Source organism: Brevundimonas sp. (assembly GCF_023259385.1).
GTDB lineage: Bacteria > Pseudomonadota > Alphaproteobacteria > Caulobacterales > Caulobacteraceae > Brevundimonas.
The window spans coordinates 1-25,350 of record NZ_JAHFPF010000016.1 but is presented as its reverse complement, the minus strand read 5'-3'; the positions used below and the strand labels follow the sequence as shown (position 1 = coordinate 25,350).

The 25,350-nt window shown below is 67.5% G+C and carries 30 protein-coding genes and 2 pseudogenes; 18 read left to right on the top strand and 14 right to left on the bottom strand.

Annotated elements, in window-relative coordinates; all coding sequences use genetic code 11:
* The first annotated feature begins 306 nt into the window (after positions 1–306).
* From Q0C81_RS02275 to Q0C81_RS02265, 3 genes are all read left to right on the top strand, one after another.
* Positions 307–2,466 carry a heavy metal translocating P-type ATPase gene (locus Q0C81_RS02275; RefSeq protein WP_291832904.1) on the top strand — a complete coding sequence of 720 codons (2,160 nt, stop codon included), beginning with the start codon at positions 307–309 and terminating at the stop codon, positions 2,464–2,466.
* 742 nt (positions 2,467–3,208) lie between these two features.
* The gene (locus tag Q0C81_RS02270; RefSeq protein ID WP_291832901.1) at positions 3,209–3,706 is read left to right on the top strand and encodes an SRPBCC family protein; all 498 of its coding nucleotides are present in this window, start codon (positions 3,209–3,211) and stop codon (positions 3,704–3,706) included.
* A 279-nt stretch (positions 3,707–3,985) separates the two neighbouring features.
* Positions 3,986–4,240, top strand: coding sequence for a hypothetical protein (locus Q0C81_RS02265; RefSeq protein ID WP_291832898.1), 255 nt, complete (start codon positions 3,986–3,988; stop codon positions 4,238–4,240).
* A gap of 321 nt (positions 4,241–4,561) precedes the next feature.
* On the opposite strand, the gene Q0C81_RS02260 is transcribed toward Q0C81_RS02265, so the two are convergent.
* The 3 genes and pseudogenes from Q0C81_RS02260 to Q0C81_RS02250 all read right to left on the bottom strand — a co-directional run.
* Positions 4,562–4,930: a DUF411 domain-containing protein gene (locus Q0C81_RS02260; protein WP_291832895.1), complete on the bottom strand. Its 369-nt coding sequence runs from the start codon at positions 4,928–4,930 to the stop codon at positions 4,562–4,564.
* A 759-nt stretch (positions 4,931–5,689) separates the two neighbouring features.
* Positions 5,690–6,061: a copper-binding protein gene (locus Q0C81_RS02255; protein WP_291832892.1), complete on the bottom strand. Its 372-nt coding sequence runs from the start codon at positions 6,059–6,061 to the stop codon at positions 5,690–5,692.
* Positions 6,058–6,606 (bottom strand): annotated as a pseudogene (locus tag Q0C81_RS02250) (efflux RND transporter permease subunit); the annotation flags it as partial. The gene Q0C81_RS02255 and the pseudogene Q0C81_RS02250, both read right to left, overlap by 4 nt.
* Before the next feature lie 119 nt (positions 6,607–6,725).
* Between Q0C81_RS02250 and Q0C81_RS02245 the strand changes: the two are divergent.
* The 6 genes and pseudogenes from Q0C81_RS02245 (at position 6,726) to Q0C81_RS02220 (ending at position 9,979) form a co-directional block, all read left to right on the top strand.
* A complete protein-coding gene (locus Q0C81_RS02245; RefSeq protein ID WP_291832889.1) occupies positions 6,726–7,664 on the top strand; it encodes a PD-(D/E)XK nuclease family protein in 939 nt (312 codons plus the stop codon).
* On the top strand, positions 7,661–8,041 hold the full coding sequence (locus Q0C81_RS02240) for a hypothetical protein (RefSeq protein WP_291832886.1): 381 nt from the start codon (positions 7,661–7,663) through the stop codon (positions 8,039–8,041). Before Q0C81_RS02245 ends, Q0C81_RS02240 begins: the two co-directional genes overlap by 4 nt.
* A 167-nt stretch (positions 8,042–8,208) precedes the next feature.
* Positions 8,209–8,382: a hypothetical protein gene (locus Q0C81_RS02235; protein ID WP_291832883.1), complete on the top strand. Its 174-nt coding sequence runs from the start codon at positions 8,209–8,211 to the stop codon at positions 8,380–8,382.
* A gap of 298 nt (positions 8,383–8,680) precedes the next feature.
* Positions 8,681–9,079 carry a four-helix bundle copper-binding protein gene (locus tag Q0C81_RS02230; RefSeq protein ID WP_291832880.1) on the top strand — a complete coding sequence of 133 codons (399 nt, stop codon included), beginning with the start codon at positions 8,681–8,683 and terminating at the stop codon, positions 9,077–9,079.
* Positions 9,080–9,396: 317 nt separating this feature from the next.
* Positions 9,397–9,615, top strand: a pseudogene (locus Q0C81_RS02225) (manganese efflux pump MntP family protein); the annotation flags it as partial.
* 70 nt (positions 9,616–9,685) lie between these two features.
* Positions 9,686–9,979: a manganese efflux pump gene (locus tag Q0C81_RS02220; protein ID WP_291832877.1), complete on the top strand. Its 294-nt coding sequence runs from the start codon at positions 9,686–9,688 to the stop codon at positions 9,977–9,979.
* 44 nt (positions 9,980–10,023) lie between these two features.
* Here Q0C81_RS02220 and Q0C81_RS02215 read toward each other — a convergent pair whose 3' ends face one another.
* Entirely contained in the window at positions 10,024–10,431 is a 408-nt protein-coding gene (locus Q0C81_RS02215) for a helix-turn-helix domain-containing protein (protein ID WP_291832874.1), read from the bottom strand.
* A gap of 62 nt (positions 10,432–10,493) precedes the next feature.
* Between Q0C81_RS02215 and Q0C81_RS02210 the strand changes: the two genes are divergently transcribed.
* Genes Q0C81_RS02210 through Q0C81_RS02195 form a run of 4 tightly spaced genes read left to right on the top strand, consistent with a single transcriptional unit; the run spans position 10,494 to position 12,448 of the window.
* Entirely contained in the window at positions 10,494–10,880 is a 387-nt protein-coding gene (locus Q0C81_RS02210) for an MFS transporter permease (protein WP_291832871.1), read from the top strand.
* Positions 10,877–11,095, top strand: coding sequence for a GDCCVxC domain-containing (seleno)protein (locus Q0C81_RS02205; RefSeq protein WP_207931426.1), 219 nt, complete (start codon positions 10,877–10,879; stop codon positions 11,093–11,095). Before Q0C81_RS02210 ends, Q0C81_RS02205 begins: the two co-directional genes overlap by 4 nt.
* A 32-nt stretch (positions 11,096–11,127) precedes the next feature.
* Positions 11,128–11,487 carry a bleomycin resistance protein gene (locus tag Q0C81_RS02200; protein WP_207931427.1) on the top strand — a complete coding sequence of 120 codons (360 nt, stop codon included), beginning with the start codon at positions 11,128–11,130 and terminating at the stop codon, positions 11,485–11,487.
* 46 nt (positions 11,488–11,533) lie between these two features.
* Positions 11,534–12,448 carry a HEPN domain-containing protein gene (locus tag Q0C81_RS02195; RefSeq protein ID WP_207931428.1) on the top strand — a complete coding sequence of 305 codons (915 nt, stop codon included), beginning with the start codon at positions 11,534–11,536 and terminating at the stop codon, positions 12,446–12,448.
* Positions 12,449–12,498: 50 nt separating this feature from the next.
* Here Q0C81_RS02195 and Q0C81_RS02190 read toward each other — a convergent pair whose 3' ends face one another.
* Positions 12,499–12,735, bottom strand: coding sequence for a hypothetical protein (locus tag Q0C81_RS02190; protein WP_291832909.1), 237 nt, complete (start codon positions 12,733–12,735; stop codon positions 12,499–12,501).
* Between Q0C81_RS02190 and Q0C81_RS02185 the strand changes: the two genes are divergently transcribed.
* Entirely contained in the window at positions 12,635–12,901 is a 267-nt protein-coding gene (locus tag Q0C81_RS02185) for a DUF736 domain-containing protein (protein WP_291832907.1), read from the top strand. The two genes, Q0C81_RS02190 and Q0C81_RS02185, sit on opposite strands and share 101 nt — an antisense overlap.
* A gap of 184 nt (positions 12,902–13,085) precedes the next feature.
* Here Q0C81_RS02185 and Q0C81_RS02180 read toward each other — a convergent pair whose 3' ends face one another.
* Positions 13,086–13,688 carry a cadmium resistance transporter gene (locus Q0C81_RS02180; protein ID WP_291832857.1) on the bottom strand — a complete coding sequence of 201 codons (603 nt, stop codon included), beginning with the start codon at positions 13,686–13,688 and terminating at the stop codon, positions 13,086–13,088.
* Positions 13,689–14,362: 674 nt separating this feature from the next.
* Between Q0C81_RS02180 and Q0C81_RS02175 the strand changes: the two genes are divergently transcribed.
* Positions 14,363–14,956 carry a DUF6088 family protein gene (locus Q0C81_RS02175; protein WP_291832854.1) on the top strand — a complete coding sequence of 198 codons (594 nt, stop codon included), beginning with the start codon at positions 14,363–14,365 and terminating at the stop codon, positions 14,954–14,956.
* Between the two features lie 518 nt (positions 14,957–15,474).
* On the opposite strand, the gene Q0C81_RS02170 is transcribed toward Q0C81_RS02175, so the two are convergent.
* Genes Q0C81_RS02170 through Q0C81_RS02160 form a run of 3 tightly spaced genes read right to left on the bottom strand, consistent with a single transcriptional unit; the run spans position 15,475 to position 16,246 of the window.
* Positions 15,475–15,705, bottom strand: a complete 231-nt coding sequence (locus tag Q0C81_RS02170) for an ammonium transporter family protein (RefSeq protein WP_291832851.1) — start codon at positions 15,703–15,705, stop codon at positions 15,475–15,477.
* A 10-nt stretch (positions 15,706–15,715) separates the two neighbouring features.
* Positions 15,716–15,922, bottom strand: a complete 207-nt coding sequence (locus tag Q0C81_RS02165; protein WP_291832848.1) for a copper resistance protein CopC — start codon at positions 15,920–15,922, stop codon at positions 15,716–15,718.
* A 39-nt stretch (positions 15,923–15,961) separates the two neighbouring features.
* Positions 15,962–16,246, bottom strand: a complete 285-nt coding sequence (locus Q0C81_RS02160) for a hypothetical protein (RefSeq protein WP_291832844.1) — start codon at positions 16,244–16,246, stop codon at positions 15,962–15,964.
* Between the two features lie 239 nt (positions 16,247–16,485).
* Between Q0C81_RS02160 and Q0C81_RS02155 the strand changes: the two genes are divergently transcribed.
* Positions 16,486–16,911 (top strand): hypothetical protein, encoded by a 426-nt coding sequence (locus tag Q0C81_RS02155; protein WP_291832842.1) that lies wholly within the window; start codon positions 16,486–16,488, stop codon positions 16,909–16,911.
* A 267-nt stretch (positions 16,912–17,178) separates the two neighbouring features.
* On the opposite strand, the gene lpdA is transcribed toward Q0C81_RS02155, so the two are convergent.
* From lpdA to Q0C81_RS02135, 4 genes are all read right to left on the bottom strand, one after another.
* Complete coding sequence (gene lpdA, locus Q0C81_RS02150; protein ID WP_291832840.1) at positions 17,179–18,579, bottom strand: dihydrolipoyl dehydrogenase; 1,401 nt, start codon at positions 18,577–18,579, stop codon at positions 17,179–17,181.
* A gap of 802 nt (positions 18,580–19,381) precedes the next feature.
* Positions 19,382–20,452 (bottom strand): PepSY domain-containing protein, encoded by a 1,071-nt coding sequence (locus Q0C81_RS02145; RefSeq protein ID WP_291832838.1) that lies wholly within the window; start codon positions 20,450–20,452, stop codon positions 19,382–19,384.
* A gap of 4 nt (positions 20,453–20,456) precedes the next feature.
* Complete coding sequence (locus Q0C81_RS02140; protein WP_291832836.1) at positions 20,457–22,589, bottom strand: TonB-dependent receptor; 2,133 nt, start codon at positions 22,587–22,589, stop codon at positions 20,457–20,459.
* A gap of 189 nt (positions 22,590–22,778) precedes the next feature.
* Positions 22,779–23,903: an acyltransferase gene (locus Q0C81_RS02135; protein ID WP_291832835.1), complete on the bottom strand. Its 1,125-nt coding sequence runs from the start codon at positions 23,901–23,903 to the stop codon at positions 22,779–22,781.
* Between the two features lie 61 nt (positions 23,904–23,964).
* Here Q0C81_RS02135 and Q0C81_RS02130 point away from each other — a divergent pair, with 61 nt between their 5' ends.
* Positions 23,965–24,132 (top strand): hypothetical protein, encoded by a 168-nt coding sequence (locus tag Q0C81_RS02130; RefSeq protein ID WP_291832833.1) that lies wholly within the window; start codon positions 23,965–23,967, stop codon positions 24,130–24,132.
* Here the strand turns inward: Q0C81_RS02130 and Q0C81_RS02125 are convergent.
* Complete coding sequence (locus Q0C81_RS02125) at positions 24,129–24,404, bottom strand: metal-sensitive transcriptional regulator (RefSeq protein ID WP_291832832.1); 276 nt, start codon at positions 24,402–24,404, stop codon at positions 24,129–24,131. The two genes, Q0C81_RS02130 and Q0C81_RS02125, sit on opposite strands and share 4 nt — an antisense overlap.
* Before the next feature lie 101 nt (positions 24,405–24,505).
* Between Q0C81_RS02125 and Q0C81_RS02120 the strand changes: the two genes are divergently transcribed.
* The coding region (locus tag Q0C81_RS02120) for a heavy metal-binding domain-containing protein (RefSeq protein WP_291832831.1) at positions 24,506–25,350 on the top strand (845 nt) is incomplete at its 3' end.

The window sequence follows — 25,350 nt, the reverse complement described above, 5'->3', positions numbered from 1 at the left end:
TAGGCCTTGGCCGGGGCGCCGGCGGCGAGCAGGAGCTCCAGAACCCTGCGCCGGGGCCGGGTCAGCCTTTCTCCAGAGGCGGCCACGCGCGCGGCGGCTGCGGCCAGGACGCGGTCCACCTGCGCGGCCGTCGGCGGCGCGGTCTCGCGGTCGTGAGGACAAGACGAGGTCATCAGGCGGTGGGTCCGGCCTCCGGTGTCCAGCGGACGCGCGCTTCATTCATTGGAACGGCCCGCTCGTTTTTAGCTTGCATCTACAGTGGCTGGAGGAGGTAGCCTTGGCCGATAGCGACCACAAGGAGCGGACATGACGGCGCAAACCCTGGAAAGCCGATATCGGGTCACCGGCATGGATTGCGCGAGCTGCGGCCGCAAGATCGATACGGCGATCCGCAGGCTGCCGGGTGTCGAGGACGTCTCGGTGGCGGTGCAGACCGGGGTGCTGAAGATCCGGCATGGCGGAAACCTCGCGGACGAGGCCGTCCTGCAGCAGTTGCGCAACCTCGGCTACAGCGGGGAAGCGGCTACGCCGACGCCCGGGTCCCTCGCGGCGCCGGCCGACCGGCCGCCTGCGGCCGCAAAGACCGGGGGCGGGCCGTGGTGGTGGACCGGCAAGGCGCGTCTGACGGCTCTCTGCGGCCTGGCGCTGCTCGCCGCTTACGGGCTGGGAACCCGGTTTCCCTCGATCGAACGGTACGCCTTCCTGGCGGCCCTGGCCGTGGGACTGGTCCCGGTGGCGTCCCGCGCGCTCTCGGCGGCGCGCCATGGCACCCCCTTCTCCATCGAAATGCTGATGACCATCGCCGCCGTCGGCGCCGTCTTCATCGGTGCGGAGGAGGAGGCCGCCGCCGTCGTCCTGCTGTTCCTCATCGGCGAGATGCTGGAGGGGGTGGCGGCCGGACGCGCGCGCCAGAGCATCCAGGGCCTCGCCGCCCTGGTGCCCAAGACCGCCTTCGTCGAAATCGAGGGGGTGACCCGCGAAATCCCCGCCGAGGCCGTGGAGGTGGGTGCGATCATCCTGGTCCGGCCGGGGGACCGGGTTCCGGCGGACGGCGAGATCGTCGAGGGCGAGGGGAGTCTCGACGAGGCCCCGGTGACGGGCGAGAGCGTGCCGAAGCGCAAGGTGGCGGGCGATCCCGTGTTCGCCGGCACCATCAACGGCGGCAGCGTCCTGCGGGTTCGCGTGACGGCTTCGGCCTCGGATAACACCATCGCCCGGGTGGTGCGTCTCGTCGAGGAGGCGCAGGAGTCCAAGTCGCCGACCGAACGCTTCATCGACCGCTTCTCCAAGGTCTACACCCCCGGCGTGCTCGTGTTCGGGGCCCTGGTCGCGACAGCGCCGCCGCTGCTGCTCGGCGGCGCGTGGAGCGAATGGATCTACAAGGGCCTCGCCGTGCTTCTGATCGGCTGTCCCTGCGCCCTCGTCATCTCCACCCCCGCCGCCATCGCCGCCGGCCTGTCGGCGGGCGCCCGGCGCGGTCTGCTCATGAAGGGCGGGGCCGTGCTGGAAACGCTCGGCAAGATCACGGCGATCGCATTCGACAAGACCGGAACCCTGACGGCCGGCAAGCCCGTCGTCACCGATGTCGTCGCCGGAACGCGGACCGCTTCGGCCCTGCTGACGCTGGCGGCCGCCTTGGAGACGGGATCGAGCCATCCGCTCGCCCTCGCCATCCTGGCGCGTGCCGACGCGGACGCGATCACGGCGCCGCCGGCTTCAGCCACCCACGCCATTGCGGGGGAGGGCGTCGAAGGCGAGGTCGGCGGCGAACGCATATTCCTCGGCTCGCCGCAGGCCGCGGCCCGGCGCGCGCCGATCACGCCGGCCCAGGACGCGGCCATCGCCGCCCTGAACGCCGAGGGCAAGACGGTCTCCGTCCTGGTCGCCGCGGGCGAGGTGGCCGGGTTCCTCGCCATGCGCGACGAGGCGCGGCCCGACGCGGTCCAGGGTCTGGCCGACCTGAAAGCGCGGGGCGTCCGCACCATCATGCTGACCGGCGACAATCGCCGCACGGCGGAGGCGGTCGCCGCGGGACTCGGCATCGAGCCCCGGGCCGAGCTGCTGCCGCAGGACAAGCTGGTCATCGTCAAGGCCCTGCAGGCCGAGGGTCTGGTGGTCGCCAAGGTCGGCGACGGCATCAACGACGCCCCGGCCCTGGCCCAGGCCGATGTCGGCATCGCCATGGGCGGAGGAACGGACGTGGCCCTGGAGACGGCGGACGCCGCGGTTCTGCACGGCCGCGTGCGGGACATCCCCGACATGATCGCCTTGTCGCAGGGCGTGATGGGCAATATCCGCCAGAACATCACCATCGCCCTGGGGCTGAAGGCCGTCTTCCTGGTCACCACCGTAATCGGGGTGACCGGTCTGTGGCCCGCCATCCTCGCCGACACCGGGGCCACGGTCCTGGTCACCGCCAACGCCATGCGGTTGTTGCGCTGGACGCCGCGTCGTCAAGCCGCGTGACTGGCTCGGCGGGGTCAGCCGGCATTTGAATATTGCGCGCCGTTGTGGCGGCCGAACACGCGGTTGGGCCGTCGTTGAAGACCAGGACGATCGCTTGGGTTCGCGCGGCGGGCTCGAGGCCTTGGCCTCGGCTGTTCACCAAGAGGGCAGGTTAGCGCTCGCGCAGGAGCGTAGGACGGGTCCTGGGCCAGGCAACCTGCGCCCGTGTATTGCACTGATATGCCGCAACCCACGCAGTGGTAGATGTCAACGGAGTGGTCATGGGCGACAAGATTGGCGACCGATCGGCGGCGAGACGCGAAAAGCGGGCGTCCGGTCGAGCAGATGCTCACGAAGACCGCGATTCCGGGGGCGCTCGCGCGCCGTCTCAAGGCCCTAAGCTCCATATGACGGGGAGGGGACTCAGCCCGGCGGAGTATCTCGCCCAGCATGGCTCGCACGATCACCAAGCAGATTTCTCCGCCGATGCTCGACGCGGCCCTGAGCCCGAGGGCGCCAAGAAAAAATCGTAACCGCGCGATGCCCCGGCGCACGCCGGAAGCCGAGACACAGCGGCCCGTTGTTCTGGGTCGCCAAGGTTTTGCGGTGCCGCCGCATCGGCCTTGGCGATGCGGCTTCGAACGAAAATGCCGAGTCGATAGCCCCTTGGTGGAGGTCGGGGTAGGCGGCGGAATGCGGATGGAGCCATTCAACTGGCGATGCGATTGGCGTAGAGATTTTCGGGACGCGGGCTCTGTAATTGATGGACATTCAACACGACATCGACATCGAGGCGTCCCCGCCGGACGTGTGGGCGATTCTGAGCGATATCCCGGGCTACGCGCGATGGAACCGGTCCATGCAGCTGACCCTGGACGAGGAGGGGGGTGATTTCGTCACCTTCGGCGTTGCCGCCGCCACCGAGGCGGGGACGCCGCATCAATGGCGGCTGGCTGGAAAACTGCGGCCGTTCCGCGAACCCGAACAGGTGTCGTGGTGGCTCGGTGTCCGCGGCGTTCTCGGTCTGGGGATGGTGTTTGATCTCGAGTCGCAGGGGGTGAAGACCGTGGTTCGCTTCAGCTTGAAGATCAGGGGTTTCGCGGCGCCGTTCGCCCGGCGGCGTCTGGTTCGCCTGCTGACGGGGGCGATGGCCGGAACACTGCGCGATCTCAAGCGCGCGGCCGAGGGCGGCAAGTTTCGATCACGCCCTGAAACAGCTGCCAGGCTCAGGATCAAAAAGCCCAAGCGCCGCTTCCGATGAGGCGCCGGGCCCAACAGATGGCGAGCCCGACCCGGAGCACCGGATCGTCGCCGCGCTCCTGGAGCGGCAGTTCACGATCCATCACCGCACCGTCCAGATCGAGGTCAGGCCGAGCGGACTCGTCCAAGACGGTCATCAGTGACCGATCAGCGCCCGCCCGAGGAGGTAGAAATGGGCGGAAAGAGGCTAACGGTCCGCGGACGCAGCCCCAGATGGTCCGAACGGCCCTACAGCAAACGCCGCGGCGGACGGCCCAGGCGGCCGGAGCCGCCTCAGCCGGTGCTTGACGTCATTGCAGCCCTGATCAGCCTGGGACTCGCCCTCGGCGGGGCGCTCTTCTTGGGACTCCGGATGTCCGGGGCCTTCAAGCTGCCGCTCCACGTCGGCTACAGCGCAACCTTGGCCATACTCGGCGCCGCCTGTCTCGTCAGCGCCCGACGCGGCTGGCCCCGTCGTGTCACCGCGATCGGCCTGGCGATCGCCCTCGCGGTCGGAACGGCGCTGCTCTATCCGGGCGGGCCGCCCTGGCCGTAACGATTGGCGCTCCTTGCCCGTTCCGGGACCAGGGTCCGGTCTCTCCCGCGCCGCCGACGATCCGATACGCCGCTTGCGGCGGCTGCCTGGGCAGGATCCGACCCTGATGTCGTTCTCGGTGTCCTCACCAACGAGGTGAGCCGCATCGTTTGGTTCGGCTTGCTCGACGCCTTGGGGCAGGATGTCCTGTCGTCGGCGCCCGCTGAACGTTATAGGCCGTCGGCGTGTTCCGCTACGGCTTCGACCGTCCCGTCCAGACCTGGCTTTAATCCGCCTCGCGCCAACTGGACGGTGGCAGACTCGGCGACGGCGCCCCCGGCGTCAGGCGCCGTTGTGCCGGCCGAACACCCGGGTTGAACCGTCGTTGAGGATCAGGATGGTCGTATAGGGTTCGCGCCCGGCGGCCTCCATGCCCGGCGAGCCCGCCGGCATGCCGGGCGCGCTCAAGGCCCTGGCGGCGGGGCGTTCCGCGAGCAGCCGGTCGACGTCGCCGGCCGGAACATGGCCCTCGATGGCGTAGGCGCCGACCACCGCGGTGTGGCAGGAGGCCAGCCGGTCGGGAATCCCGAGCCGGGCCCGGATCGGCGCGAGGTCCTCGCGCTCGACGACCTCGACGGTCCAGCCGGCCTGGCGCATGTGGGCGATCCAGCCGCCGCAGCAGCCGCACCAGGGGGTCTTGTAGGCGGTCATCCGTTTCGGGGGCGCGGCGAGGGCCGGGCCGGCCACGGCGGTGAGGGAGAAGCCGAGCAGCAGGGCGCGGCGGGATGGGGAAGGGCGGGTCTGGGCCAGGTTGGACGCTCCTCTGGAGTCGAACCCGCACCATGGCGGGCGCCGGCGGTTTTGGCGACGGGCGGAGTGTCGCGCCCTGGCCCTTTCGCCTTGCGCCGCCTCGACTTTGAGCCGTCTCGGCGCCGGAGCGGGGACAGGGGACGCTCGCGGTCAGGCAACCCTGCCTTCGTTGACGTATTGCACGCATATGACGCCAGCCACGCAGAGGCGATTTCAGGAGAGCGGCCGTGGACGACGGGATTGACGATCGGCCGGAGGCCCGAGGCGACCTTCGAGCGTCAGCGGCGGCGAACGCTCGCGTCGACGTCAACTCCGGCGACGGCCGTGCGCCCCCTGAGAGGCCAGGCCTGCATATGACCGGCAGAGGCCTCAGCCCGGCTGAGTATCAGGCGCAACACGGCTCGCACGATCATCGGCCCGACGTCGCCCGCGGCCGTGTACGCAGAGGCGAGCACGGGGGTGTCGATAGCAGCGCCCCCTGGAAGGAGCCGGACGTGGTCTCGTCCAGGCTCCCTCCGTCGGACGCCGCGCCCAGGTCGCGGCCGTGATCGACCGAGGCCCGCCCCGCGGCGGGGGGAGGCCGGAACGCACAACTGCGCCGTCGCCTGGACCCGCACCGGAGCCATGCTCGACTGACGGCGCCGTTTGACCGCGCCAGGCCTACTCCGGGCTGATGGCGGTGATCTCGGCGGCGCCGTCGGTCATGACCAGGGCGAACTTGACCCGATCGCCGGTCTTGACCGTCGTCAGCAGCGCGGGCGTCGCCTTGAAGCTCATCGTCATGGCCGGCCAGCCGAGCTCCGGGATCGGACCGTGGTCCAGGGTCACCGTGCCGGCGGCCGGGTCGATGGCGGTCACGACGCCCGTTCCATGACCGGTCGTTGCGGCCGTGGCGGCCGGGGCCATCTCCGCCATCGGGGCTTCGGCCGCCACGGGTTCCGCCGCCGGGGCGGCTGCCTTGCCGGCCGGCTGGCCGCAGGCGGCGAGCAGGGCGGTCGAGGCGAGGGCGGCGGTCAGGATCAGGTGTTTCATAGAGAGTCTCCTTGGGTTGAAGCGGTGGGTGGGGAACGTCGGCGTCTCAGCAGCAGGTAGGCCGCGGGGATCACCAGCATCGAGAGCAGGGGGGCGGTCAGCATGCCGCCGATCATGGGCGCGGCGATCCGGCTCATGACCTCCGAGCCAGCGCCGTGGCCGACCAGGATGGGGAAGAGGCCGGCGAGGATCACCGCCACCGTCATGGCCTTGGGGCGCACCCGCAGCAGCGCGCCCTCGCGCACGGCCTCGGCGACCTGATCCGGCGAGGGGTCGGGGCCCCGGTCGGCCAGGGCGTGTTTGAGATAGATCAGCATGACCACGCCGAACTCCGCCGAGACGCCGGCCAGGGCGATGAAGCCCACCCCGGTCGCGATCGACTGGTGATAGCCCAGAAGATAGAGGATCCAGATCCCGCCGGTCAGGGCGAAGGGCAGGGTCCCCATGATCAGGGCGGCCTCGTCGAGCCGGCCGAACGTCACATAGAGCAGCACGAAGATGATCAGCAGCGTCGCCGGCACGACGATCATCAGCCGGGCGGCGGCTGTCCGAGGCGGCCGCCGAGGTGGATGGCGCGTTGGATTGGCGTCAGCCTCTGGCGAACCGCTGGATCCGCTATTGGCCGTGGCCTTATGGACTCTCCGGCGCGGGGAACGACCTCGAGGTGAGCGCCGCCGACTCCGCGCTTGGCCGCGCGGCTTGGCACCGGGCAATCCAGGAGGACACGCGACTGCTCTATGTGGGCGTAACGCGGGCCCGCGACTATCTGGTGTTCGCGCCGCCGGCCAAGGGCGCATTGAATTGGTTGAAGGTGCTTGACGAGACCGATGGTCCGTCTCGCCTGACGTTCCCGCCGGAAGGCGACAACCTCATACACGTGGGCGACGAGACTTTCGTGGCCGACGTCCGGCCCTTGACCGCGGGCGATGACGTGGCGGCGCGGGCGGTCAAGCAGACCTATGTGCGGCCGGCCGCTGTAGAGGTACCACCGGCGATTCCCCTCCATTTGCGGCCCAGCGCAGCGCGAGGCGAGGCGGGATGGCGCATCGTCGAGACCCTCGATCTCGGCCCACGTTTGCGGCTTGATGGCGTCAGCGACATGGCGAGCCTCGGCGAAGCCGTCCACGCGATCTTGGCCTATGACGATCCGAACCGTGCGCCGGCGGTGCGGGAGGCCGATGCCCAAACCATCCTGGACCGGTGGGGGGTCGCCGGCTTCTCGGCACGGGACGCCATCGCAGCGTCGGACCGGTTGCATGTCGCCATGAACGGGCGATGGCCGCAGTCCCAGCGGACGCCGGAGGTCCCGGTGAGCGCGACCTTGGGCGGGCAGCTCGTTAATGGGCGCATTGACCTGCTGATCGAGACCGCGGCAGGATTTGCGATCATCGACCACAAGAGCTTTCCAGGCTCGCCGGACCAGTGGGTCGACCGAGCTATCCACTACGCGCCGCAGCTTGCCCTCTACGCCGAGGCGGTTCAGGCGGCGACAGGGCGGCCGTGCGACGAACTCTTCATCCACATGCCGATTGTCGGCGCGCTGCTACGGGTGGCGGCCGCCGCAGGTGACCCGCCGGTGTCTGCAGAGGTGCTGCCGTCATGATCGAGGTGCACCTTAACCTCTTTGTCGGCTCGCAGGACGATGAGGCCGCAATTCGGGGGCAACCGGGCTGGTTCGTCGTCCACGCCTGCAAGGAGCCATATCATCGTCAGACCTTGGGCTACACGAGCCAGGGCGCGCCCAAGCAGCATCCAGAATACTTGCTGGCAGAGCGTCCTGGGCGGTTGATCCTCAACTTGGTCGACGTTGCGCAGGTGAGCTTCATCGCGCCGGTCATCGTGGATACGGCGCTCCGCGCGATCGACCGTCACATCGGCGATTTCAAGGTGTTGGTTCACTGCAACCAAGGCTTCTCACGGTCGCCCTCGATTGCGTTACTCTACCTGCTGATGCGCTCGGGTCGCATGACCCCGCCGTAGCGCTGTCAGTCTTTCGGAAGCTCTACCCGCGTTACGCGCCCGCCCAAGGCATGGCGGACTATGTGCGACTGAATTGGGCAAGGTATTTGCCACGAGGATAGGCGTTCACCTGGTCCAGCTGGATGTACGTCGCTGCAAGATCGACCGACACGTCTTATTGGCGCTCAATGTCTGCTCCCCGCGCCGACGCCAATGTCTGCTGTTGGCGCCTCTTCGACCTTGCGCGGCTTGGCATTCGCGACGCTCCGGCTTTGGTTGAACTGGCATTGGGGCCTGCGCTGCGCTGGTGGAACGCAACCTTGCCGCTCGTGGACCGCTCCTACGTCTATGACGAAGGCTGACCCGACCAAGTCGCGTTCACCGAGCGACAAGGAGTCCGAACGACCGCCCCGCGAAGTTGCGTCGTTAAAACCCGAAGACGCGGGCAAGGGCCCCATCAAGATGACGCTTGCCGGAGAGCCAGGCTCCAATCCGGATAAACGCTCAACGGCGGCGGCGACACGCACAGGCTAACAGCGTGCTGCCTCGCGCCGCGGTGTTGATGCCCACATAGCCGCAGGCTCCACCGTTCGGAACATCTCGACGACCCTCGCGGTTGAGTTCCGATCACCCGCGGAGGCCCCAATGCAAATCCACCCAATGATCAGCACCCATCCCGACGTGCGCGGCAGCGTAAACGACAGCCTCGTGCGCGCGATCGAGGCGGCCTACGGCTGCGGAGCCGTGTGCCGCATCTGCGCCGACGCCTGCTTGGCCGAGGAGATGGTCAAGGAACTGACCCAGTGCATCCGGCTCAATCTCGACTGCGCCGATGTCTGCCTGGCCACGGCCGGGCTCGCCGCGCGGCGCGCTGGCAGCAACGAGGCTTTGATCAAGCGCATGCTCGAGGTCTGCGCCGAGGCCTGCGCAGACTGCGCCGCCGAGTGTGAGAAGCACGCCGAGATGCACGAGCATTGCCGCATCTGCGCCGAGGAATGCCGTCGCTGCGAAGACGCTTGCCGCGAGGCCGCGTCCTCGATCACCCCTTCGCGCCATTAAGGCGATCGCCGGGAACGCTCCTCTCGCCAAACGCGGAGCCGATCTGCATCTTGCCGGGCAGACCCGTGCCGGGCGCATCGGCCGCCTGACCAGGGCCCGTCGCTGATGCGTCGTCTTGTCGGTAGCGTATATGCCCGACACGCCCTAGAAGGCCGCTTCCTGTTGGGGAGTAGCTTCCGGCGATTTGATCGCCGGGGTCGGATCAACACACTCGCGTTTCGGCGCGTGGTCCGACCAGCGGAACCGCCGCCTAGCGAGACCAGCGCGTCCCACCGCCGCACCGGCCGGGGAGGGAAGCGCTGTTCGTCGCCCGGTGGATGCTCGTCATGACTCCCGTCGCTATCGCCGTCCTGTCTCTCAGCATGTCCACGGACGCATTCGCCGCCGCCGTCGGTCGCGGCGCTTCGCATCGCCCGAACCTCACCGGCGCCTTGAAGGCAGGCCTGGTGTTCGGCGTCATCGAAGCCGTCACCCCCTTGATCGGCTGGACCCTCGGCATGGTGGCCGCCGGTCTCGTCGAGCGGATCGATCACTGGATTGCCTTCGGCCTCTTGGCCGCAGTCGGCGGTAAGATGATCTGGGAAGCGACCCGTCCGCTGGCGGTGGATGCGGGTCAGGCCCCTCGCCGGTCGGGACCGTGGGGGGCTGATCGCCACGGCCGTTGGCACGAGCATCGACGCCGCGGCCGTCGGCGTGGGCCTTGCCTTCATTGGGGCCAATATCTGGGTCATCGCGGCCTCAATCGGCGTCACGACCTTTCTGCTGACCACCCTCGGCATGCTGATCGGTCGGGCGGTGGGCCAGCGCTTCGGCAAAATCGCCGAACTGGTCGGAGGCCTTGCCCTCGTCGCGCTCGGTCTGACCATCCTGCTTGAGCACTTGGGCGTCATCGGCGCATGATTGGGCAGTAGCCTACCGGCTCAACGGGGTGCTCCGGCGATCACCTATGCGATCGAGCCTAGTTCTTCGATCACCGGGCACCGGACCCGCCCGCCTTCGCTGCAGTCCGCTACCGCCTGCTTCAGCACCGTCCGCAGCCGCTCCAGGTCCGCGATTTTGGCGTCTACGCTGGCGATGTGGTCCTGGGCTATGTCGCGGACCTCACAGCACGCCTGGACGCCCGGCTCGCTCAGGGCGATCAGCCGCCGAATGGCGTCGATGCCGAACCCCAGTTCGCGGGACCGGCGGATGAAGCGCAGGCGTTGGGCGTGTTCCGGCTCATAGCTTCTGTGCCCGCCCTCCGTGCGGGCCGGCGCAGGCATCAGGCCGATCCGCTCGTAGTAGCGCACCGTTTCCAGGTTCACCCCTGCGCTGTCCGCGAGGCGTCCGATCGTCAAACTTCGTGCGGACATGGCTCTTGATCCCGTAGCGGCTACGGGTTGTAGCCTGTAGCAGAAATCGAACGGGAGGCCCTATGGCCATCGATCAAGACCGACCCCGCATTCCCGAGGTCGCCGTCAGCGCCTCGGCCGCCATCGGCGGGGTCGCCGCGGTGTTCGCCTGGGCCGCGTGCTGCGTTTTGCCGCTGGCTCTGTCGGTGGCGGGCGTCTCCTTCGCCGGCGCCGCGGTTATCGCGGGCGCGCGGAACTGGCTGACGCTGGTGGCCGCCGTCATACTGGTGGCCGGCTGGCTGCTGCATTGGCGTCGTCTGCGGATGTGTCGGAAGGACGCAGCCTGCCGCCGCCCTTCGCGGCTCGCCTTCTGGCTGCTGGTCGTGGCCACCGCGCTGGTCGTGCTGTCCCTAGCCTGGCAACCTTATATCGAACCGTGGGCCATGCCCCGGCTGGCGGCCATGCGATGACCCCGGCCATCGTACTGGAATCGACGCTGACCTGCCCGCATTGCGGTCATGTCGCGACCGAGACCATGCCCACCGACGCCTGCATCTGGTTTTACGACTGCCTCGGTTGCGGCGTGAAGCTGAAACCCTTACCCGGCGACTGCTGCGTGTTCTGCTCCTATGCCGATGTGCCGTGTCCGCCGATCCAGGTGGATGGCAAGGGGTGTTGCGGCTAGGCTTCGGCGGCATCGCTGCACCGGAGTTCGCTGTGACCGACCACGCCACACCCAACCTGCCGTCGCGGGACTTCGAAGCCACGTCCCGGTTCTACGCGCGGATCGGTTTCGAGGAGGGCTGGCGAGATGAGGGCTGGATGATCCTGAAACGCGGCGGGCTGACGCTCGAGTTCTTCCCGCATCCGGAACTCGATCCGCTGACGAGCAACTTCAGCTGTTGCCTTCGGCTCGACGATCTCGACGCGTTTTACGCCGCGTGCATTGTCACCGGCCTGCCGGAGGCGTGCTGGGGCCAACCCCGACTGCACGCGCCCAAGATCGAGGAGTCGGGTTTGCGGATCGGCGCGCTCATCGACCCGGACGGAACCCTGATCCGCCTGATCCAGAACTGAGGCTTCGCGCCTTGCCCCGATGCACGCCTTGGGCGAGACTCGCCCGATGAAGACTTCGATCGATCATCTGCCGCCGCGCAAGCAGGTGGAACTGCGCCGGGTGGTCGAGGTGATCCGGGAGTCGTTCGCCGAGGCCGTCTCGACCCGTCGGGCCGAGCGGCTGAAGAACGGCAAGATCCTCAAGATCATCCTCTACGGCTCGTATGCGCGCGGCGACTGGGTCCACGATCCGGTCGGGCGCTACTTCTCGGATTTCGATCTGCTGATCGTCGTCGATCATGAAGACCTGACCGACGGCGAGTTCTGGCATGACGCCGAGAACAAGCTGATGCCGGGCGAAACGCTGATCCGCACCCCGGTCAGCCTGATCGTGCACAGTCTGGACGACGTGAACGAGCAACTGGATCGCGGGCGCTATTTCTGGGCGGACATCGTGCGGGAAGGGATCGTTCTCTTCGACACGCCGGGTGCGAAGCTGCGCAAACCGGCGGACCTGAAAGCCCAGGTCGCGCTGGCCGAAGCTGAGGAGTTCTTCGCTGATTGGATGGCCAGCTCCGCTGGCTTTCAGAAAGTCGCCGCCTACTGCATTTCGATCGACAACTCCAAGCTCGCAGCCTTCAACCTTCATCAAGCTTCCGAGCACCTCTACCATTCCGTCCTGCTCGTAGTGACGCTCTACAGCGGCAAGGCTCACAATCTCGCCTTCCTGCGCAAGAAGTGCGAGGCCATCGACGCCCGTTTGGCGGACGCTTGGCCGCGCGAGACCAAGTTCGAGCGCCGCTGTTTCGAGTTGCTGCGCGAGGCCTATGTGAAGGCGCGCTACTCCAAACACTACAAGATCAGCGCCGAGGAACTGACTTGGCTGACGGAGCGGGTGGAAGTGCTGCGCGCCGTTGCGACGACCGTCTGTCAGGAGCGATTGGCTCAGTTGCGCGAGGCGGCGCGGGACGACCATGGCTAAGCGGCGATGGCGCCGAGGCGCGGCTTGGGTCAGGCGCTGACCCTTATGCGTCAGTGCAGGACTTCGCCGCCAACCGGATCGACCTGACGTAGTTGGCCGGCCGCATCCTGGACGAAGACCTCGACCCGCGCGCCCTTGTCGATCAGCGTCGTGGCCTTGACGAGAGCGGATTCGACGGCGTCGACGCTGAAGTCGAAATGCCCCGAGTTCCGGCCATCGCGCAGCACGCGCCAGTCGCCGTCGCCGCGGATCACCGTGAACTGGATGGTATCGGGGTGGGTCGCCAAGGAACACTCCTTCGGACAGACCGAGTTCGGCGCCGCCTGGAAGAAGACGAGCCAGCAGAACCGCGACTACCTGTCGGTCAAGCTCGACGATCCCAGCTTCCCGGCCCCGATCTACGCCTCGCTGGTCGAGATCGAGGGCGGACACAGCCTGATCTGGTCCCGCTGACCGAGCCGCGGCGGCGCTGAGGCAGCGCCGCCGCCCTCTTCTTCAAACCCCATGTTGGGGAGGTCACTGTGTTGCGTCCCAACGAACTCTCACGTCCCGACGCACACGGAGGTCCGACGTTGTCCGGACGCTGGCGCACAGGCGTGATCTTTACGACGATCGACGCCGAGCAGGCTCGCAGTGGTCAGTTCACTATGAGGCCAAAGGTGCCCGCTTCGACCATGATGATGATGCCGAGGGCGACAAGCACGAAGGGAACGACTTTGTATCCATATCGACGGATTGGTGCGCCGATCGTGCGATGGCTGACCAGCCAATGCGCGAGCAAAAGCCACAGCGCAGTCATCAAGACGAAGACGATTCCAATGACCACTATTTCGACGGCGGACCGGGTTGCAAATAGCGGGGTGTAGATGCCGATATTGTCGCCCCCGTTTGCCATCGTAACAGCAGCAACGGCCAGAATCCGACCGTTGGAGCCGTGACTTTCCAGATATTCCTCGCTCTCCTCCTCACCTCGGATCAAATCGTACAGTTTCTTCAGGCCGATCAAGATGGGGGCAATACCAAGCAGGCCGACGTACTCTGGTGCGAGCACCAAGGAGACCAACGATCCCAACGCGCTGATAAGAAACAGCGCGCCGATGCCAAGATATTGGCCTGTTATGATCTGCCGTGGCTTGAACTTGGAGTCGGTGAAGAACGCAAGAAGGATAAAGATATCATCTATATTTGTCGAAGCGAATATGACGATCGCCAAACCTAAAAGAGCAAGTATATCCTGCATTGAAATTCACAACTTGTTTAGTGATGCCATACATAGCGATTTTGCAGTTCCGTCAACGCGCCCGTCAAGCGCCGACTGCATCTCCTTCAGATGGTTGTCACCCATCTGAGTCCACGATGCGGTGGCGCTGAGACAGCACCACCGCTCCCTTCCTTAAATCCGATCTTGAGGAGGCCGTCATGTCGCGCCCCGTCGCCCGCGCCCAGCGGGCGCTCGCCTCCCTGGCAGAGCCTGAATCCAGCTAGGTCGGGATCACCATCCTGCGGGTTCCTTCTGGAGCTGTTGTCGAGGCAACCGCGTCCCTGGTCGCCGGTCGATCCCCTCGCCGGGGTGGATCCGGAAGCGGAGGATCCGCCCCCTCGAGCCTGATCTCCACCGACGATCCTTTCTCAGAAAACCGATCCATGGAGATCAACAATGAAACGTGCCTTTTCGCTCGCGGCCCTCGTGCTGCTGACCTCGGCCTCGGCTGCCTCCGGAGACCCGCTTGCCTCATCGTGATCCGTCCGGCTGAGGCGTCCGACAGGACGGCGGGCGAGCGGCCGTGCAGCGGTCGCCGAGGGGAGGGCTGGCTGGCGAGCCATGGGGCATTAGGCCTCTGTTGGCTTCCGCGGGAGCGACGGGTTTTTGTGCGGTGTCAGAAGATGGCTTATATTTCTGACACGGAGACCGTCATGCAAGTTCTCGCCGATCAGATCATGGAGCGCGCCCGAACGCTGCCCGAAGGCGCCCCTCTCACCGCAAAGGCGCTACTGCATCTGGGCAGTCGCGCGGCTGTGGACCAAGCCCTGTCGCGGCTGGTTCGTCGGGGCCGGCTCATGCGCGCCGGCCGCGGCGTCTATATGCGCCCGTTGGAAAGCCGCTTCGGGTCCCGGACGCCTTCGGTCGAGAAGGTGGTGCGCGCCGTGCGCGAGCAGCGCGGCGAGGTCGTCGCCTCCAATGGCGCGGCGGCGGCCAACGCCTTGGGTCTGACCACCCAGACGCCGATCCGCATGGTCTATCTGACCAATGGGACGAGTCGCACCTTCAATGTCGGCAAGCAGACCGTGGAGTTCAAGCACGCGCCCGCATGGCAACTCCTGCTGGCTGATAGTCCGGCCGGCGAGGCGGTTCGCGCCCTGGCTTGGCTGGGGCCGGAGAAGACCGGAACGGCGCTGGAGGCTCTGAAGCGAAAGTTGGGGCCTTCGGCGTTCGGCGAACTGGTGTCCGTAGGGCCGCGTCTGCCGACCTGGCTGGCGCGTTCGGTCAGTCAGGCGGCCCATGTCTGAGGTCTTCCTGCACCTCTCCGCCGAGGACCGGGTCGACGCCCTCGCGGCGCTTGATCGGCGCCTGTCGTTCCCGGAACCCGCCGCTGATGATCCTGCCCCGCTCATTGCCGGTCGCGCAAGTCGGGCTTGACTGACCGTGGTGAGGTAGGAAAACACGCCGATGGCCAAATACACGCCCCTCGCATCCTACCTTCGGCGTCAGAAGCGGGCCGAAGTGGATCTGACGTTCCGGGACATCGAACGGATTGTGGGCGGCATTCTGCCCAAAGCCGCGACCTCAGACGGCTGGTGGCGACCGGACCCATCCGGCCCGTTGATGCCCCAACACACCGCTTTCGCGGACGCCGGCTTCATCGCCGAACCGCAATCGCGATCCGAAACCGTCCGTTTCGTCAGAATGGATGCTGTCCGACCTCCTTCGAGGTTGGAGTCGACGGGCGGGAGGGAACAGTCTGACGCCGGCTCCCCCCGAGCGTCCTGAATGGGCATCGACCGGAAGCGATCCGACGTCGGACTGATTAGTTATGGGCGGCGTGACCTTGGGGCGCCGGCGCGTCCGTGGGAGCCGGGGCCGGGGCGGGCGGCGCCGCCTCGGCGGGGGCGGGCTCGGTCTTCATCTCGTCGCAGCAACTCATGGCTGCATCCGCGGCCATGTCCTTGCAGCAGTCGCAGCCTTCTGCGGCCAGGGCCGTCCCGGCGCTCAGGGTGAGGATCGCGCCGACGGCGGCGAGCAGGTTGAAAACTTTCATTGTCGTTCTCCTAGTGAACCATGAAGCTGATGGAGCCGGACATCTTGTGGCCGTCCGGACCTTCGGCGGCCCAGGCGGTAGTGTAGGTCCCCGGCGCGAGCCGCGGCAAGGCCACGCTGACGGTCGCGGCGGCCGGCTCGGCCGGCGCGGTGAGGACGATCGGCGCCTGGCCCTCGTTCGTGATCCGCCGTCCATCGGCCTCGTGGCGCAAAACCATGGTCCTCGACCTTCCGTCCAAGTTCCTCGATCGATCCGATCAGACCTCGGAACAGCAGCATGGCAGTCGCGTTTCGTTCGAACCACTTCTGAGGAGACGAACGTGACCCAAGGCAATCCTGACGAACATCACGATCATCCAGATCACAAGCCTGGAGACGTTGATCAGCACGGTCATCGCGACACCGCCGGCAAGAAAGACGTGCCCGGGGAGCACCACGACCACCCAGGTCATACGCCAGGGGATGTCGATCCGCATGGCCATCGCGACACCGGCGGCGGCAAGCAGTAAAAACATCTGATCTGCGCGAGTAAACTTGGCCACGGCACGCTTGGGCGTGCCGTGGCCAAGTCGTATCCCGGTGTCTCGACGTGGATATACGCCTCCTCGCGTCCCGTCCTCGGAGGAGCGTGTTCGCCGGCGTCTTGACGCCCTTAGGGGCGGACCAAGCGCCGCTTCACCGGACATAATGAATGGATGATGAACGGGAGCGAGCCATCGCGTTCAGGCGCAGAGGCGCTGACTGCTACAGTAGGCGCCAAGCCGCTTCAGCACAGGACATTATGATCGTGAAGATTCTCAGATCGCTCGCCGTTAGCGGGCTTGCGATGGCGATGTTGGCCGCGACACCAGCGGCCGCGCAGAGCAGATACTACGAACGCGACCGCCACGACAATGGGCGCAACGTTGTGATCGGGGCGGCCGTCGGTGCGTTGGCCGGCGCTGTGATTGCCGGTTCCGGCCGCGGCCAATCCTATGGCGTTCAGTCTGGCTACTACGGCGGTCAAACCGGATATTACAACAACGGGTACTACGGAAACAACGGATACTATAACGGGTCGCGGGGCAATACCGCCTATTACGGCAGCAGCCCGCGCTATTACGATCAGAGGGATTACCGGCAGGATCGGCGGGCTCATCAGCGTGACGAACGCCAGCATCGTCGTGATGACCGGCGCCACGAGCGTCAGCACGACCGGCGCTGGTGACAAAAATCCCCGTGAAGAGGGCGCATGTCGCCCCTCTTCACGGGGACGGCCCATGAGGCGGTGTTGCCTGCAGGTTGTCTGCTTAACGGAATAGAATTGGCGGTATCCGGCGTGGGGCTGATGGAGGCGGTCTTCTTCGCCGCCCCGGAGCCCGGATGAACCTGCTCAGGATCCGCCACATCGACAATAGATGCGGGCTTTTGGCGAGGCCGGAGTGGGAGACGGGGCGCCGGCCAACCGTAGGGATGGCAAGCGCCGCGAGCATGGTCAGAGATTGATGGTTCGGCGGTCCACCGCCAGACACGCCTCGCGCAGCGCTTCCGGAAGCGTCGGGTGAGCGTGGCTGGTCCGCGCGATATCCTCGGCGGCCGCGCCGAATTCCAGGGCGAGCACGGCCTCGTGGATCATCGTTCCGGCGTCCGGCCCCAAGATGTGGACGCCCAGGATTTTGTCGGTCCCGGAATCGGCGAGCACCTTGACGAAACCCTCGCGCTCCAGCCGCGCCTTGGCCATGGCGTTGGCCGAGAAGGGGAAGCGGCCGACCCGGTAGGCGACGCCGGCGGACTTCAGCTCCTCCTCGGTCTTTCCCACCGACGCCAGCTCGGGCCAGGTGTAGACGACGGCGGGGATCGCCTCGTAATTGACATGGCCGGCCCGGCCCGCGAGCAACTCCGCCACGGCGATGCCTTCCTCTTCGGCCTTGTGAGCCAGCATGGCGCCCCCGATCACGTCGCCGATGGCGTAGACTCCCGGGATGTTGGTCTCGTAGCGCGCGTTGACCGCAACCCTGCCCTTGTCGTCGACCTGGCCACCGATTTCTTCCAGGCCGAAGCCGCTCGCCGCACGCCGGCCAATCGAGACGAGCACGTAGTCGGCCTCGAGTTCGATGGTATCGCTGCCGCCGCTCGGTACGAGTTCGAGGACGACGGAGTCGTCCGACTGACGGCATCCGGTCACTTTGGATTGTAGTCGGAACTCTATCCCCTGCTTCTCAAGAACCTTCTGCAGCGCGTCGGCCATCTCCGCGTCCAGGCCGGCCGCAATGCGATCCATGAATTCGATCACGACCACCTCGCTGCCGAGGCGACGCCACACCGAACCCAGCTCAAGGCCCACATAGCCACCGCCGATGACGGCCAGGCGCTTGGGGACTTCGGGCAGGCTGAGGGCACCCGCCGAGGAGACGATGCGGCGCTCGTCGATCGGCACGCCGGGCAAGGTCGATGGTTTGGAGCCAGTGGCGATGATCACCCCCCGGTCTGCGACAGCCTCCTGCACCGCGCCTCCCGGGCCGGTGATCTCGACCCGGCCTGCCGCGACCAGTTTGCCCCGGCCCTTGAGCCAAGTGATGTCGTTCTTCTTGAACAGCCAGGCGACCCCGGCTCCCAGCTCGTCGACGACCTGCGTCTTGTGCGCCATGACGCCCGGGAGATCCGCGCGCACATTGTCTGCGAGAATTCCGTACGCGGCGAGACCCCGGGCAGCGACCAGGCGTTCGGTCGATTGCAGCAGCGCCTTGGAGGGGATGCAGCCGATATTGAGACAGGTGCCTCCCAGCAGGTCCCGCTCCTCGACCACGGCCACCTTGAACCCGAGCTGGCTGGCCCGGATTGCGGCGGGGTAGCCGCCGGGGCCGCCTCCGATAATGACGATGTCGTAGTTCGGCATGACGATCTCCGGACGAGGCGAGAGGACAAGGTGCTAGGAAGCGGATCTCGGTGCAAACGCGAACGGGCGCCTCGAAGGTTCAATCTAAATGGCTGGCCTGCTGAGCGGGCCTCCATCCGGCGCGCGGAGGGTGCGAGCGCGGAAGGGCGTTCAAGCGGGGTGAAGTTCCCGGACCGCGAAATCTATATGCGCAGGGTCTGGCCGATCCAGGTCGGCCGGATGCAGGCATCAACGTAGCAGGCTGAGGGAAGCGGCTTCTGATCATGCGATGGACGCCTACCACGGCGACGACCTTCAGTGCGTCACGGTTGGATTCGAGTCTTGGGACCAGTTTTGCCGTGAGGTCGGGCTGACGCCAGCGCCCGACTACCCCGGTTCGTCGGATCTCGAGGTCAGCTATCGGGGCATGAGCGTTCGGCCCGGAATGTCCCCTGATGAGATCGTCCTCGTCACCGGCGGATAACTGCCCTCAGCTTCCCTGACAGATACTGGCAGACCGCGAGGTCGATCCGCCTCAGGGGCCGGGCGACGGATTGCGGGGCGACCGGCTTGAGCTTTCGCTTCATGGTCGAGCGCACCTTTCTTCTCTTTAGCCCGCTCTTGCAGCCGCGTTCGGTGTCAGCCAGAAAGCCCCACCGCGTCGTCTCGCGGCAGGGCTCCCAGCAGGAACGGCTCGCCCGCTTCGGCGAACCGAATACGAACGCCCAGACTATCCACGGTGTTCCCGCGATCCCCCGGAAGCCGTCCATCAGAACAGGCGTCGGAGAGGTGAGGCTGCGGTCGTAAAAGCGGGACCGGAAGCCTACGGACCGCGCTCGTCAACGGCTGAGAGGTGGCCATGGGATCGTCGGGGCCACCGCCGCGGCTTGATCAGGAAGGCACCTGCTCCGACCACGCCCAGCCCGGCCATGGCCAAACCGCTGAGCGCCGTGACCCAGTCGTAGAGCCAGCCGCCGAGCGAACTGGCGTGCAGGGGGTAGAAGGCGTTGTACGCCCGGATGCCGGTCGGCAGGGCGTTAGCGTCCGAGGTCGCGACCACCCGGCTGGTGGCCGGATCAATGGTCGCCGTGGTGCGGCCGTTGGGGTGCCATTCGCCGGGCTGGCGCAGGCGGATGGTGGCGGGCTTGCCCGGCGCGGCGGGACGGCTGGCCATGCGCAGGGTCGCTGCGGGGAAGCGGGCCTGGGCCGCTGTCAGGGCGCGGGTCCAGTCGATGTCGCCCGTCCCTACGACCGGCGCCGGCGGCGTCGGGGCGCCGCCCAGCAGGGCCTGGGTCGTGCCGTGAAAGACGATGGCCGCCCCTGTCAGGCTGAAGACCAGCAGCGGAAGCGCGAAGATCAGGCCGAGGTTGCGGTGGCTGCCGATCAGCTCGCGCCGGGCGCCGGAGCGGGGCCAGACCCGCCAGCCCGAGGCGCGCCAGGCCGGAATCCAGACGATCAGGCCGGTCAGGACCATCAACACCAGAGCCAGGCCGGCGCCGCCGGCGACCAGCTTGCCGGTGTGGCCGGCCAGCAGTTCGTGGTGCAGGTCGAAGATCCAGATCTCGGCGCGGGCCGCGCCGCGCCAGCGGTCGACCACGGCGCCGTCGGCGTCGGCGTAGCCGAAACCTTCGTCAGCCAGATACAGGCGGTGGGCGCCCACCGCCCCGCCCGGCAGGACCACCGAGGTCAGGCCCGGCTCGGCCGCCTCCAGCCGGTCCAGCGCCGCGCCCAGGCGGGCGGGGTCCAGATCGACCTCGGCGCGGGCGGCGGGGACGGTGGCGCGAATCCAGTCGTCCTCGAACACCAGCAGCGTTCCGGTCAGGCCGAACACCACGGCCAGAACCGCCAGCGCGGTCCCGGCCCAGGCGTGCAGCGTGCGGATCGCGCCCATCATGCGGTCAGAAGCTCCGCGTCAGCGTCACGGTCGCCGTGCGCCCGCGCCCGGCGAAATAGCGCAGGTTATCGGTCGGTCCCTGGGTGTCCGAGAAGTAGGAGATGTACTGCTCGTCCAGCAGGTTCTGCACCCCCAGCGACACCGTGCCAAAACCCGCCTCGTAGCGGGCCACGGCGTCCAGCACCGCATAGCCCTCGAAGCCGTTGGAGGCCGGTTCGCCGTCGAAGTCGCGCTCGAGGAAGGTCTGGGCCTGAAGGCGCAGGGCGACGGGACCGGTTTCGTATTCGCCCCACAGCAGCAGGCGGTCGGGCGAGATGTTGGCCCCGTTCAGATCGCGGTTCAGCGGGCCGTTTTCGATGCTGGCGCTGCGGCCGTCGAGCGCCGCATAGCTGCCGCCCAAGGTGAAGGCGTCGGTGGCGCGCCACAGCCCCTTCAACTCGACGCCGTCGATGCGCGTGGCCCGACGCTGCACCTCGAAGATGCCCGACGGCAGGCGGTTCAGCAGCGAGCCCCGCTCGGCCTCGGACCGGAACACGGCGGCGGACAGTTCGAACCGGGCGCCCCGGTACTCGATCCCGACCTCGGTGTTGTCCGACACCACCGGCTCGACGTTCAGGAAGGTGTCGACGTCCTGGTTGGGAATGTTGATGCCGCGCAGCACCCGGCCGACGTCCGGCATGGTGAAGCCCTGGGCGAACGAGGCGTAGGCCAGCAGGCCGGGCGCGACCTCGAAGGCGGCTCCGACGTTGAACAGGGTCTCCTCGAAGCCCGGCTCGCCGCCCGCCACCGTCTGGGGGCCGTAGGCGAACAGGGTCGTGAAGTCGTCGACCTTCAGTCTGGCCGATTCATGCCGCGCCCCGGCGGAAAGACTGAGACGACCCGAAAGCAGCGACTGGTTCAGCTGCAGGAAGGGCGACAGGCTCTCGTAGGCGGTCTCGGGCACCCAGTTGCGTCCGGTCAGGATCAGTTCCTGGTAGGTCTGGTCGCGCAGTCCGTCGAGGCCGACGAGGGCCTTGAGGCCCGGCAGGCGCGGGACCTCCCCCTGCCAGTCGACCTTGAAGCCGATCTTCTCCGAGTTGTTGGCCGACTGGTCGAACAGCGTCCCGACCGGAGCGATGCGCGGGTCCTGGAAGTCGGGGAAACTGCCGCCCCCGAAGACGCCCTGATAGTCGTGGGCGAAGACCTGGGCCCGGAAGACGCCGCCGAACAGGTCGCGGTCGGTGTAGCTCAGCGCCGCCGAGGTCACCGCGTTCGACGGCTGCCGGCCCGGCGCCACGCCGCGCACGGCCGTGGTCGGAACGCCGGTCGCGCGGTTCCCCGCCACGGTGACATAGTCGCCGTCGCCTTCCAGATCGAAACGGTTGATCCAGCTTTCCAGCCTACGCTCGCCGCCCAGGTCCCAGCCGGCCCGCGCGAACAGCGACAGGGCCTGCGAGTCCTGCACCTCGCCCTGGGCGCCGTCAAAGCCGATGCGGCGGCCGTCGGCGTCGTAATAGGCACCGCGGGTCTCGAAGGCCGCGCCCAAGCTGAGGTCGAAGACGCCAAAGTCGCGGCCGCCGATGGCGGCGACCTTGGCGCCGACGCCGTCGCCCTGGATTTCGTCGTCGGTGGTGACCTGCGCCATCATCCGCCCGGTCAGGCCTTCGCCCTCAGAAGGCTTGCGGGCGGTGACATAGTTGACCACCCCGCCCGTAGCGCCGATCCCCTGGATGGCGTTGGAGCCGAAGATGACCTCGACCCTGTCGATGAAGAAGGGATCGATGGTGTAGCCGTCGCGACTGTCGTCGCGCAGCGGCGTGGACTGCGGCACCCCATCCACCAGATACAGCGGCGAGCGCCCGCGCAGGGTCTCGCCGAAACCCGACAGCTTCTGTCGCGTCGGCGAGAAGGACGGCACCAGGGCGGAGACTGTTTCCACGGCCGAGGCGGCGAGCGCGGTCTGCTGGACGATGGCCTCGGCGTCGAGGATCTCCACCGTGGCGGCGATGGCCGAACGCGGGGTCTCGATCCGCGAGGCGGTGACGACGACCTCGTCCAGGGTCGTGGCGTCGCGGGTCGCGGCTTCCTGGGCTTTGGCGGGAAGGGCTGCCAGCAGCAGCGGCAGAAGGGCGGCGGTGGCGAGGAGGCGAGGGGACATGAAGCACTTCAAACGCAGGCGAATGACAGCGGCGGTCTGACCACAGGCTTTCTTGCGAGTCAATCTCACTATCATTCTCAAATGAGTCGGTAACGCGCGGGCGATTTCAGTCACTGTAGGGGCCAGCGCGGCGCCCGCCGGTCGGGATCGACGGACGCCATGGCCGCAGGAACGACTCGCGTGGCGGGGTCAGGGCGGCGCGGCGGGCCCGGCCCGCCGGCCTTCGAACCGGCGTCGGATCCAGGTTCGGCCGGGTTTCTCGACGAACACATGCAAGGCGGCCGCGATCAGCGCCGTGGCGACGAACAATCCCGCCAGTTCGACCGGCGTGATGCGGAAGGCGCTGTCGACGCCGCGGAGTTCAGCGACGACGCCCTTGAAGGCCACGATGACGGCCATATGCACGAGATAGAGGGCGAAGGACGCCTCGCCGACGAAGACCAGGGCCGGGGCGGCGAGCGGCCCCTCGCAGTCCGCGCGCGCGAGCAGGGACCAGGTCAGGATCACGGGTGCGCAGAGGGCGACGATGATGCGATCATCCAGCGCCAGCTGCATGGCGCCGAGCAGGAGGACGGTGGCGAACAGGGCGGCGGCGGCGGCGACGGGCCGGCTCCAGCGCCAGCGGTGACCCAGGGCGTAAAGCGCCATGCCGATCAGGAACTCCGGAGCGATCCGCAGGATGCCGAGTGAATCCTCGGCCCGCGGCAGGACCTTGCCGAACGCCTGGACGTAGAGGGCGTCGATCGCGACGAACGCCGCCGCACCGATCCCCAGCAGGACCCAGGGACGGCCCCGGAACCGCAGGGCCAGCCAAGCATAGGCGGGGAACAGCAGATAGGCGAACCACTCCGCCGAGAGCGACCAGCTCGGCCCGCTCCAGTTGAGGTCGGCGTTCGTCGGAAACCAGGCCTGGACGAGGAACAGGGTCTGGAAGAAGGCGAGCGGCGGATAGCTGTCGGCGTCGAACCGGACCCCGGCCGTGGTCGCGCCCAGGACCATGGTCAGCACCCCCGCCAGCACCGTCACATGGAGGGGGTAGAGCCGCGCCAGGCGGGCCACGATGAAGCGCCTGTAGCTGAAGGTCCCGGCGGCGAAGGCCGGGCCGTAGACGTGGGCCAGAATGAACCCCGACAGCATGAAGAAGGCGTCCACCGCCAGCCGGCTTCGCTCGATGATCGGACTGAAGCCCAGGGCCGGGTCCCACTGGAGCTGGTAGTGGAACAGCACCACCCCCACCGCCAGAAAGGCCCGTAGGCTGGTCAGGGCCCTCAGATCGGCGGGGTAGCCGTCGCGGGTCGGCGGCACGGACGTCATGAGCGATGGCCCCCCAAGGCAGGCGGGACAGGACGGGCCGCCTAATTGGATTACGCACCCGATGCGCGTAGCCCTCATCCGGGACACGGACGACCGGTCCGCTGCGCCGGGCCGGCGCGCGGACCAGCTGGCCGTGGCCCACGTCCCGATCCGCGGGGCCGTGGCCCGCTTCCGGCTTCGTCCGTCCGGCTCGACCGCCGGCGCGGGCTCCGTGCGGCCCGCCCGCTAGCGCGTCGCGCGCCCGAGAAGATCGATCAGTTCTGTGGCCTTGGCCTTGCGGTCGGCGAGATCGTCGCCGGTCATCGCCCCCATGACGCAGTGGTCGAGGTGGTCTTTCAGCACCTCGCTCTCGACACGCAGCAGGGCCGCCCGCACGGCCCGGAGCTGGGTCAGAACCTCCACGCAATAACGGTCCTCCTCGACCATCCGGGCGATGCCGCGCACCTGGCCCTCGATCCGGTTCAGGCGGTTCAACACCTTGGGTTTGGTTTCCGTCTGCATCCAATTCCTCGTTCTGATCGTTCGATCCTACCTCAGCATGGCATCTTGCGAGATACCCCCATGGGGTATATTTGGCATCCAGCTATTTCAAGGAGCCCGCCATGTCCACGCCCTCCCATTCGCATCCGGCCGGTCACAGTTGCTGTTCGACCAAATCGGCGGACAGCGGCGGGAAGGCGGTCGATCCGGTTTGCGGTATGACCGTCGATCCGGCGACCACGGCGCATCGGACCGCCCACGAGGGACAGGACTACTTCTTCTGTTCGGCGGGCTGCCGGACCAAATTCATCGCCGATCCGGACCGCTATCTCGGCGAGGCCCCGCAACCGGCGCCTGTCATCCCGGGCGCGATCTACACCTGCCCGATGCATCCGGAGGTCCGCCAGGAAGGTCCGGGCTCCTGCCCGATCTGCGGCATGGCGCTGGAGCCGGAGACAGTCACCGCCGAGGCCCCGGTCAATCACGAACTGATCGACTTCACCCGCCGCCTCTGGGTCGGCGCGGTCCTGACCCTGCCGGTCTTCGCGCTCGAAATGGGCGGCCATCTGACCGGACTGGCCATGCGGATTCCGGGCCAGACCTCCAACTGGATCCAGTTCGCCCTGGCGACGCCCGTGGTGCTGTGGGCCGGCTGGCCCTTCTTCCAGCGGGGCTGGGCTTCCCTCCGCAACCGCAGCCTCAACATGTTCACCCTGATCGCCATCGGCGTCGGCGCGGCCTGGGTCTACAGCGTGGTCGCAGTTCTCGCGCCAGGGCTGTTTCCGGCTGCGGTGCGGCGGATGGACGGCAGCGCGCCGGTCTATTTCGAGGCGGCGGCCATTATCACCGTCCTCGTTCTGGTGGGCCAGATCCTGGAGTTGCGCGCGCGCGAACAGACCTCCGGGGCGATCCGGGCGCTGCTGGATCTGACGCCCAAGACCGCCCGGCGGGTGCGCGACGACGGCGG

Coding starts and splice junctions, on each gene's coding strand:
- Q0C81_RS02180 (WP_291832857.1), bottom strand. CDS start 13,688: ATGCAGGATATACTTGCTCTTTTAGGTTTGGCGATCGTCATATTCGCT.
- Q0C81_RS02235 (WP_291832883.1), top strand. CDS start 8,209: ATGTCTGCTCCCCGCGCCGACGCCAATGTCTGCTGTTGGCGCCTCTTC.
- Q0C81_RS02205 (WP_207931426.1), top strand. CDS start 10,877: ATGACCCCGGCCATCGTACTGGAATCGACGCTGACCTGCCCGCATTGC.
- lpdA (WP_291832840.1), bottom strand. CDS start 18,579: ATGCCGAACTACGACATCGTCATTATCGGAGGCGGCCCCGGCGGCTAC.
- Q0C81_RS02155 (WP_291832842.1), top strand. CDS start 16,486: ATGATCGTGAAGATTCTCAGATCGCTCGCCGTTAGCGGGCTTGCGATG.
- Q0C81_RS02195 (WP_207931428.1), top strand. CDS start 11,534: ATGAAGACTTCGATCGATCATCTGCCGCCGCGCAAGCAGGTGGAACTG.
- Q0C81_RS02170 (WP_291832851.1), bottom strand. CDS start 15,705: ATGAAAGTTTTCAACCTGCTCGCCGCCGTCGGCGCGATCCTCACCCTG.
- Q0C81_RS02270 (WP_291832901.1), top strand. CDS start 3,209: ATGGACATTCAACACGACATCGACATCGAGGCGTCCCCGCCGGACGTG.
- Q0C81_RS02135 (WP_291832835.1), bottom strand. CDS start 23,903: ATGACGTCCGTGCCGCCGACCCGCGACGGCTACCCCGCCGATCTGAGG.
- Q0C81_RS02165 (WP_291832848.1), bottom strand. CDS start 15,922: ATGGTTTTGCGCCACGAGGCCGATGGACGGCGGATCACGAACGAGGGC.
- Q0C81_RS02255 (WP_291832892.1), bottom strand. CDS start 6,061: ATGAAACACCTGATCCTGACCGCCGCCCTCGCCTCGACCGCCCTGCTC.
- Q0C81_RS02125 (WP_291832832.1), bottom strand. CDS start 24,404: ATGCAGACGGAAACCAAACCCAAGGTGTTGAACCGCCTGAACCGGATC.
- Q0C81_RS02260 (WP_291832895.1), bottom strand. CDS start 4,930: ATGACCGCCTACAAGACCCCCTGGTGCGGCTGCTGCGGCGGCTGGATC.
- Q0C81_RS02220 (WP_291832877.1), top strand. CDS start 9,686: ATGCGGGTCAGGCCCCTCGCCGGTCGGGACCGTGGGGGGCTGATCGCC.
- Q0C81_RS02230 (WP_291832880.1), top strand. CDS start 8,681: ATGATCAGCACCCATCCCGACGTGCGCGGCAGCGTAAACGACAGCCTC.
- Q0C81_RS02240 (WP_291832886.1), top strand. CDS start 7,661: ATGATCGAGGTGCACCTTAACCTCTTTGTCGGCTCGCAGGACGATGAG.
- Q0C81_RS02145 (WP_291832838.1), bottom strand. CDS start 20,452: ATGATGGGCGCGATCCGCACGCTGCACGCCTGGGCCGGGACCGCGCTG.
- Q0C81_RS02275 (WP_291832904.1), top strand. CDS start 307: ATGACGGCGCAAACCCTGGAAAGCCGATATCGGGTCACCGGCATGGAT.
- Q0C81_RS02130 (WP_291832833.1), top strand. CDS start 23,965: ATGCGCGTAGCCCTCATCCGGGACACGGACGACCGGTCCGCTGCGCCG.
- Q0C81_RS02215 (WP_291832874.1), bottom strand. CDS start 10,431: ATGTCCGCACGAAGTTTGACGATCGGACGCCTCGCGGACAGCGCAGGG.
- Q0C81_RS02175 (WP_291832854.1), top strand. CDS start 14,363: ATGCAAGTTCTCGCCGATCAGATCATGGAGCGCGCCCGAACGCTGCCC.
- Q0C81_RS02140 (WP_291832836.1), bottom strand. CDS start 22,589: ATGTCCCCTCGCCTCCTCGCCACCGCCGCCCTTCTGCCGCTGCTGCTG.
- Q0C81_RS02210 (WP_291832871.1), top strand. CDS start 10,494: ATGGCCATCGATCAAGACCGACCCCGCATTCCCGAGGTCGCCGTCAGC.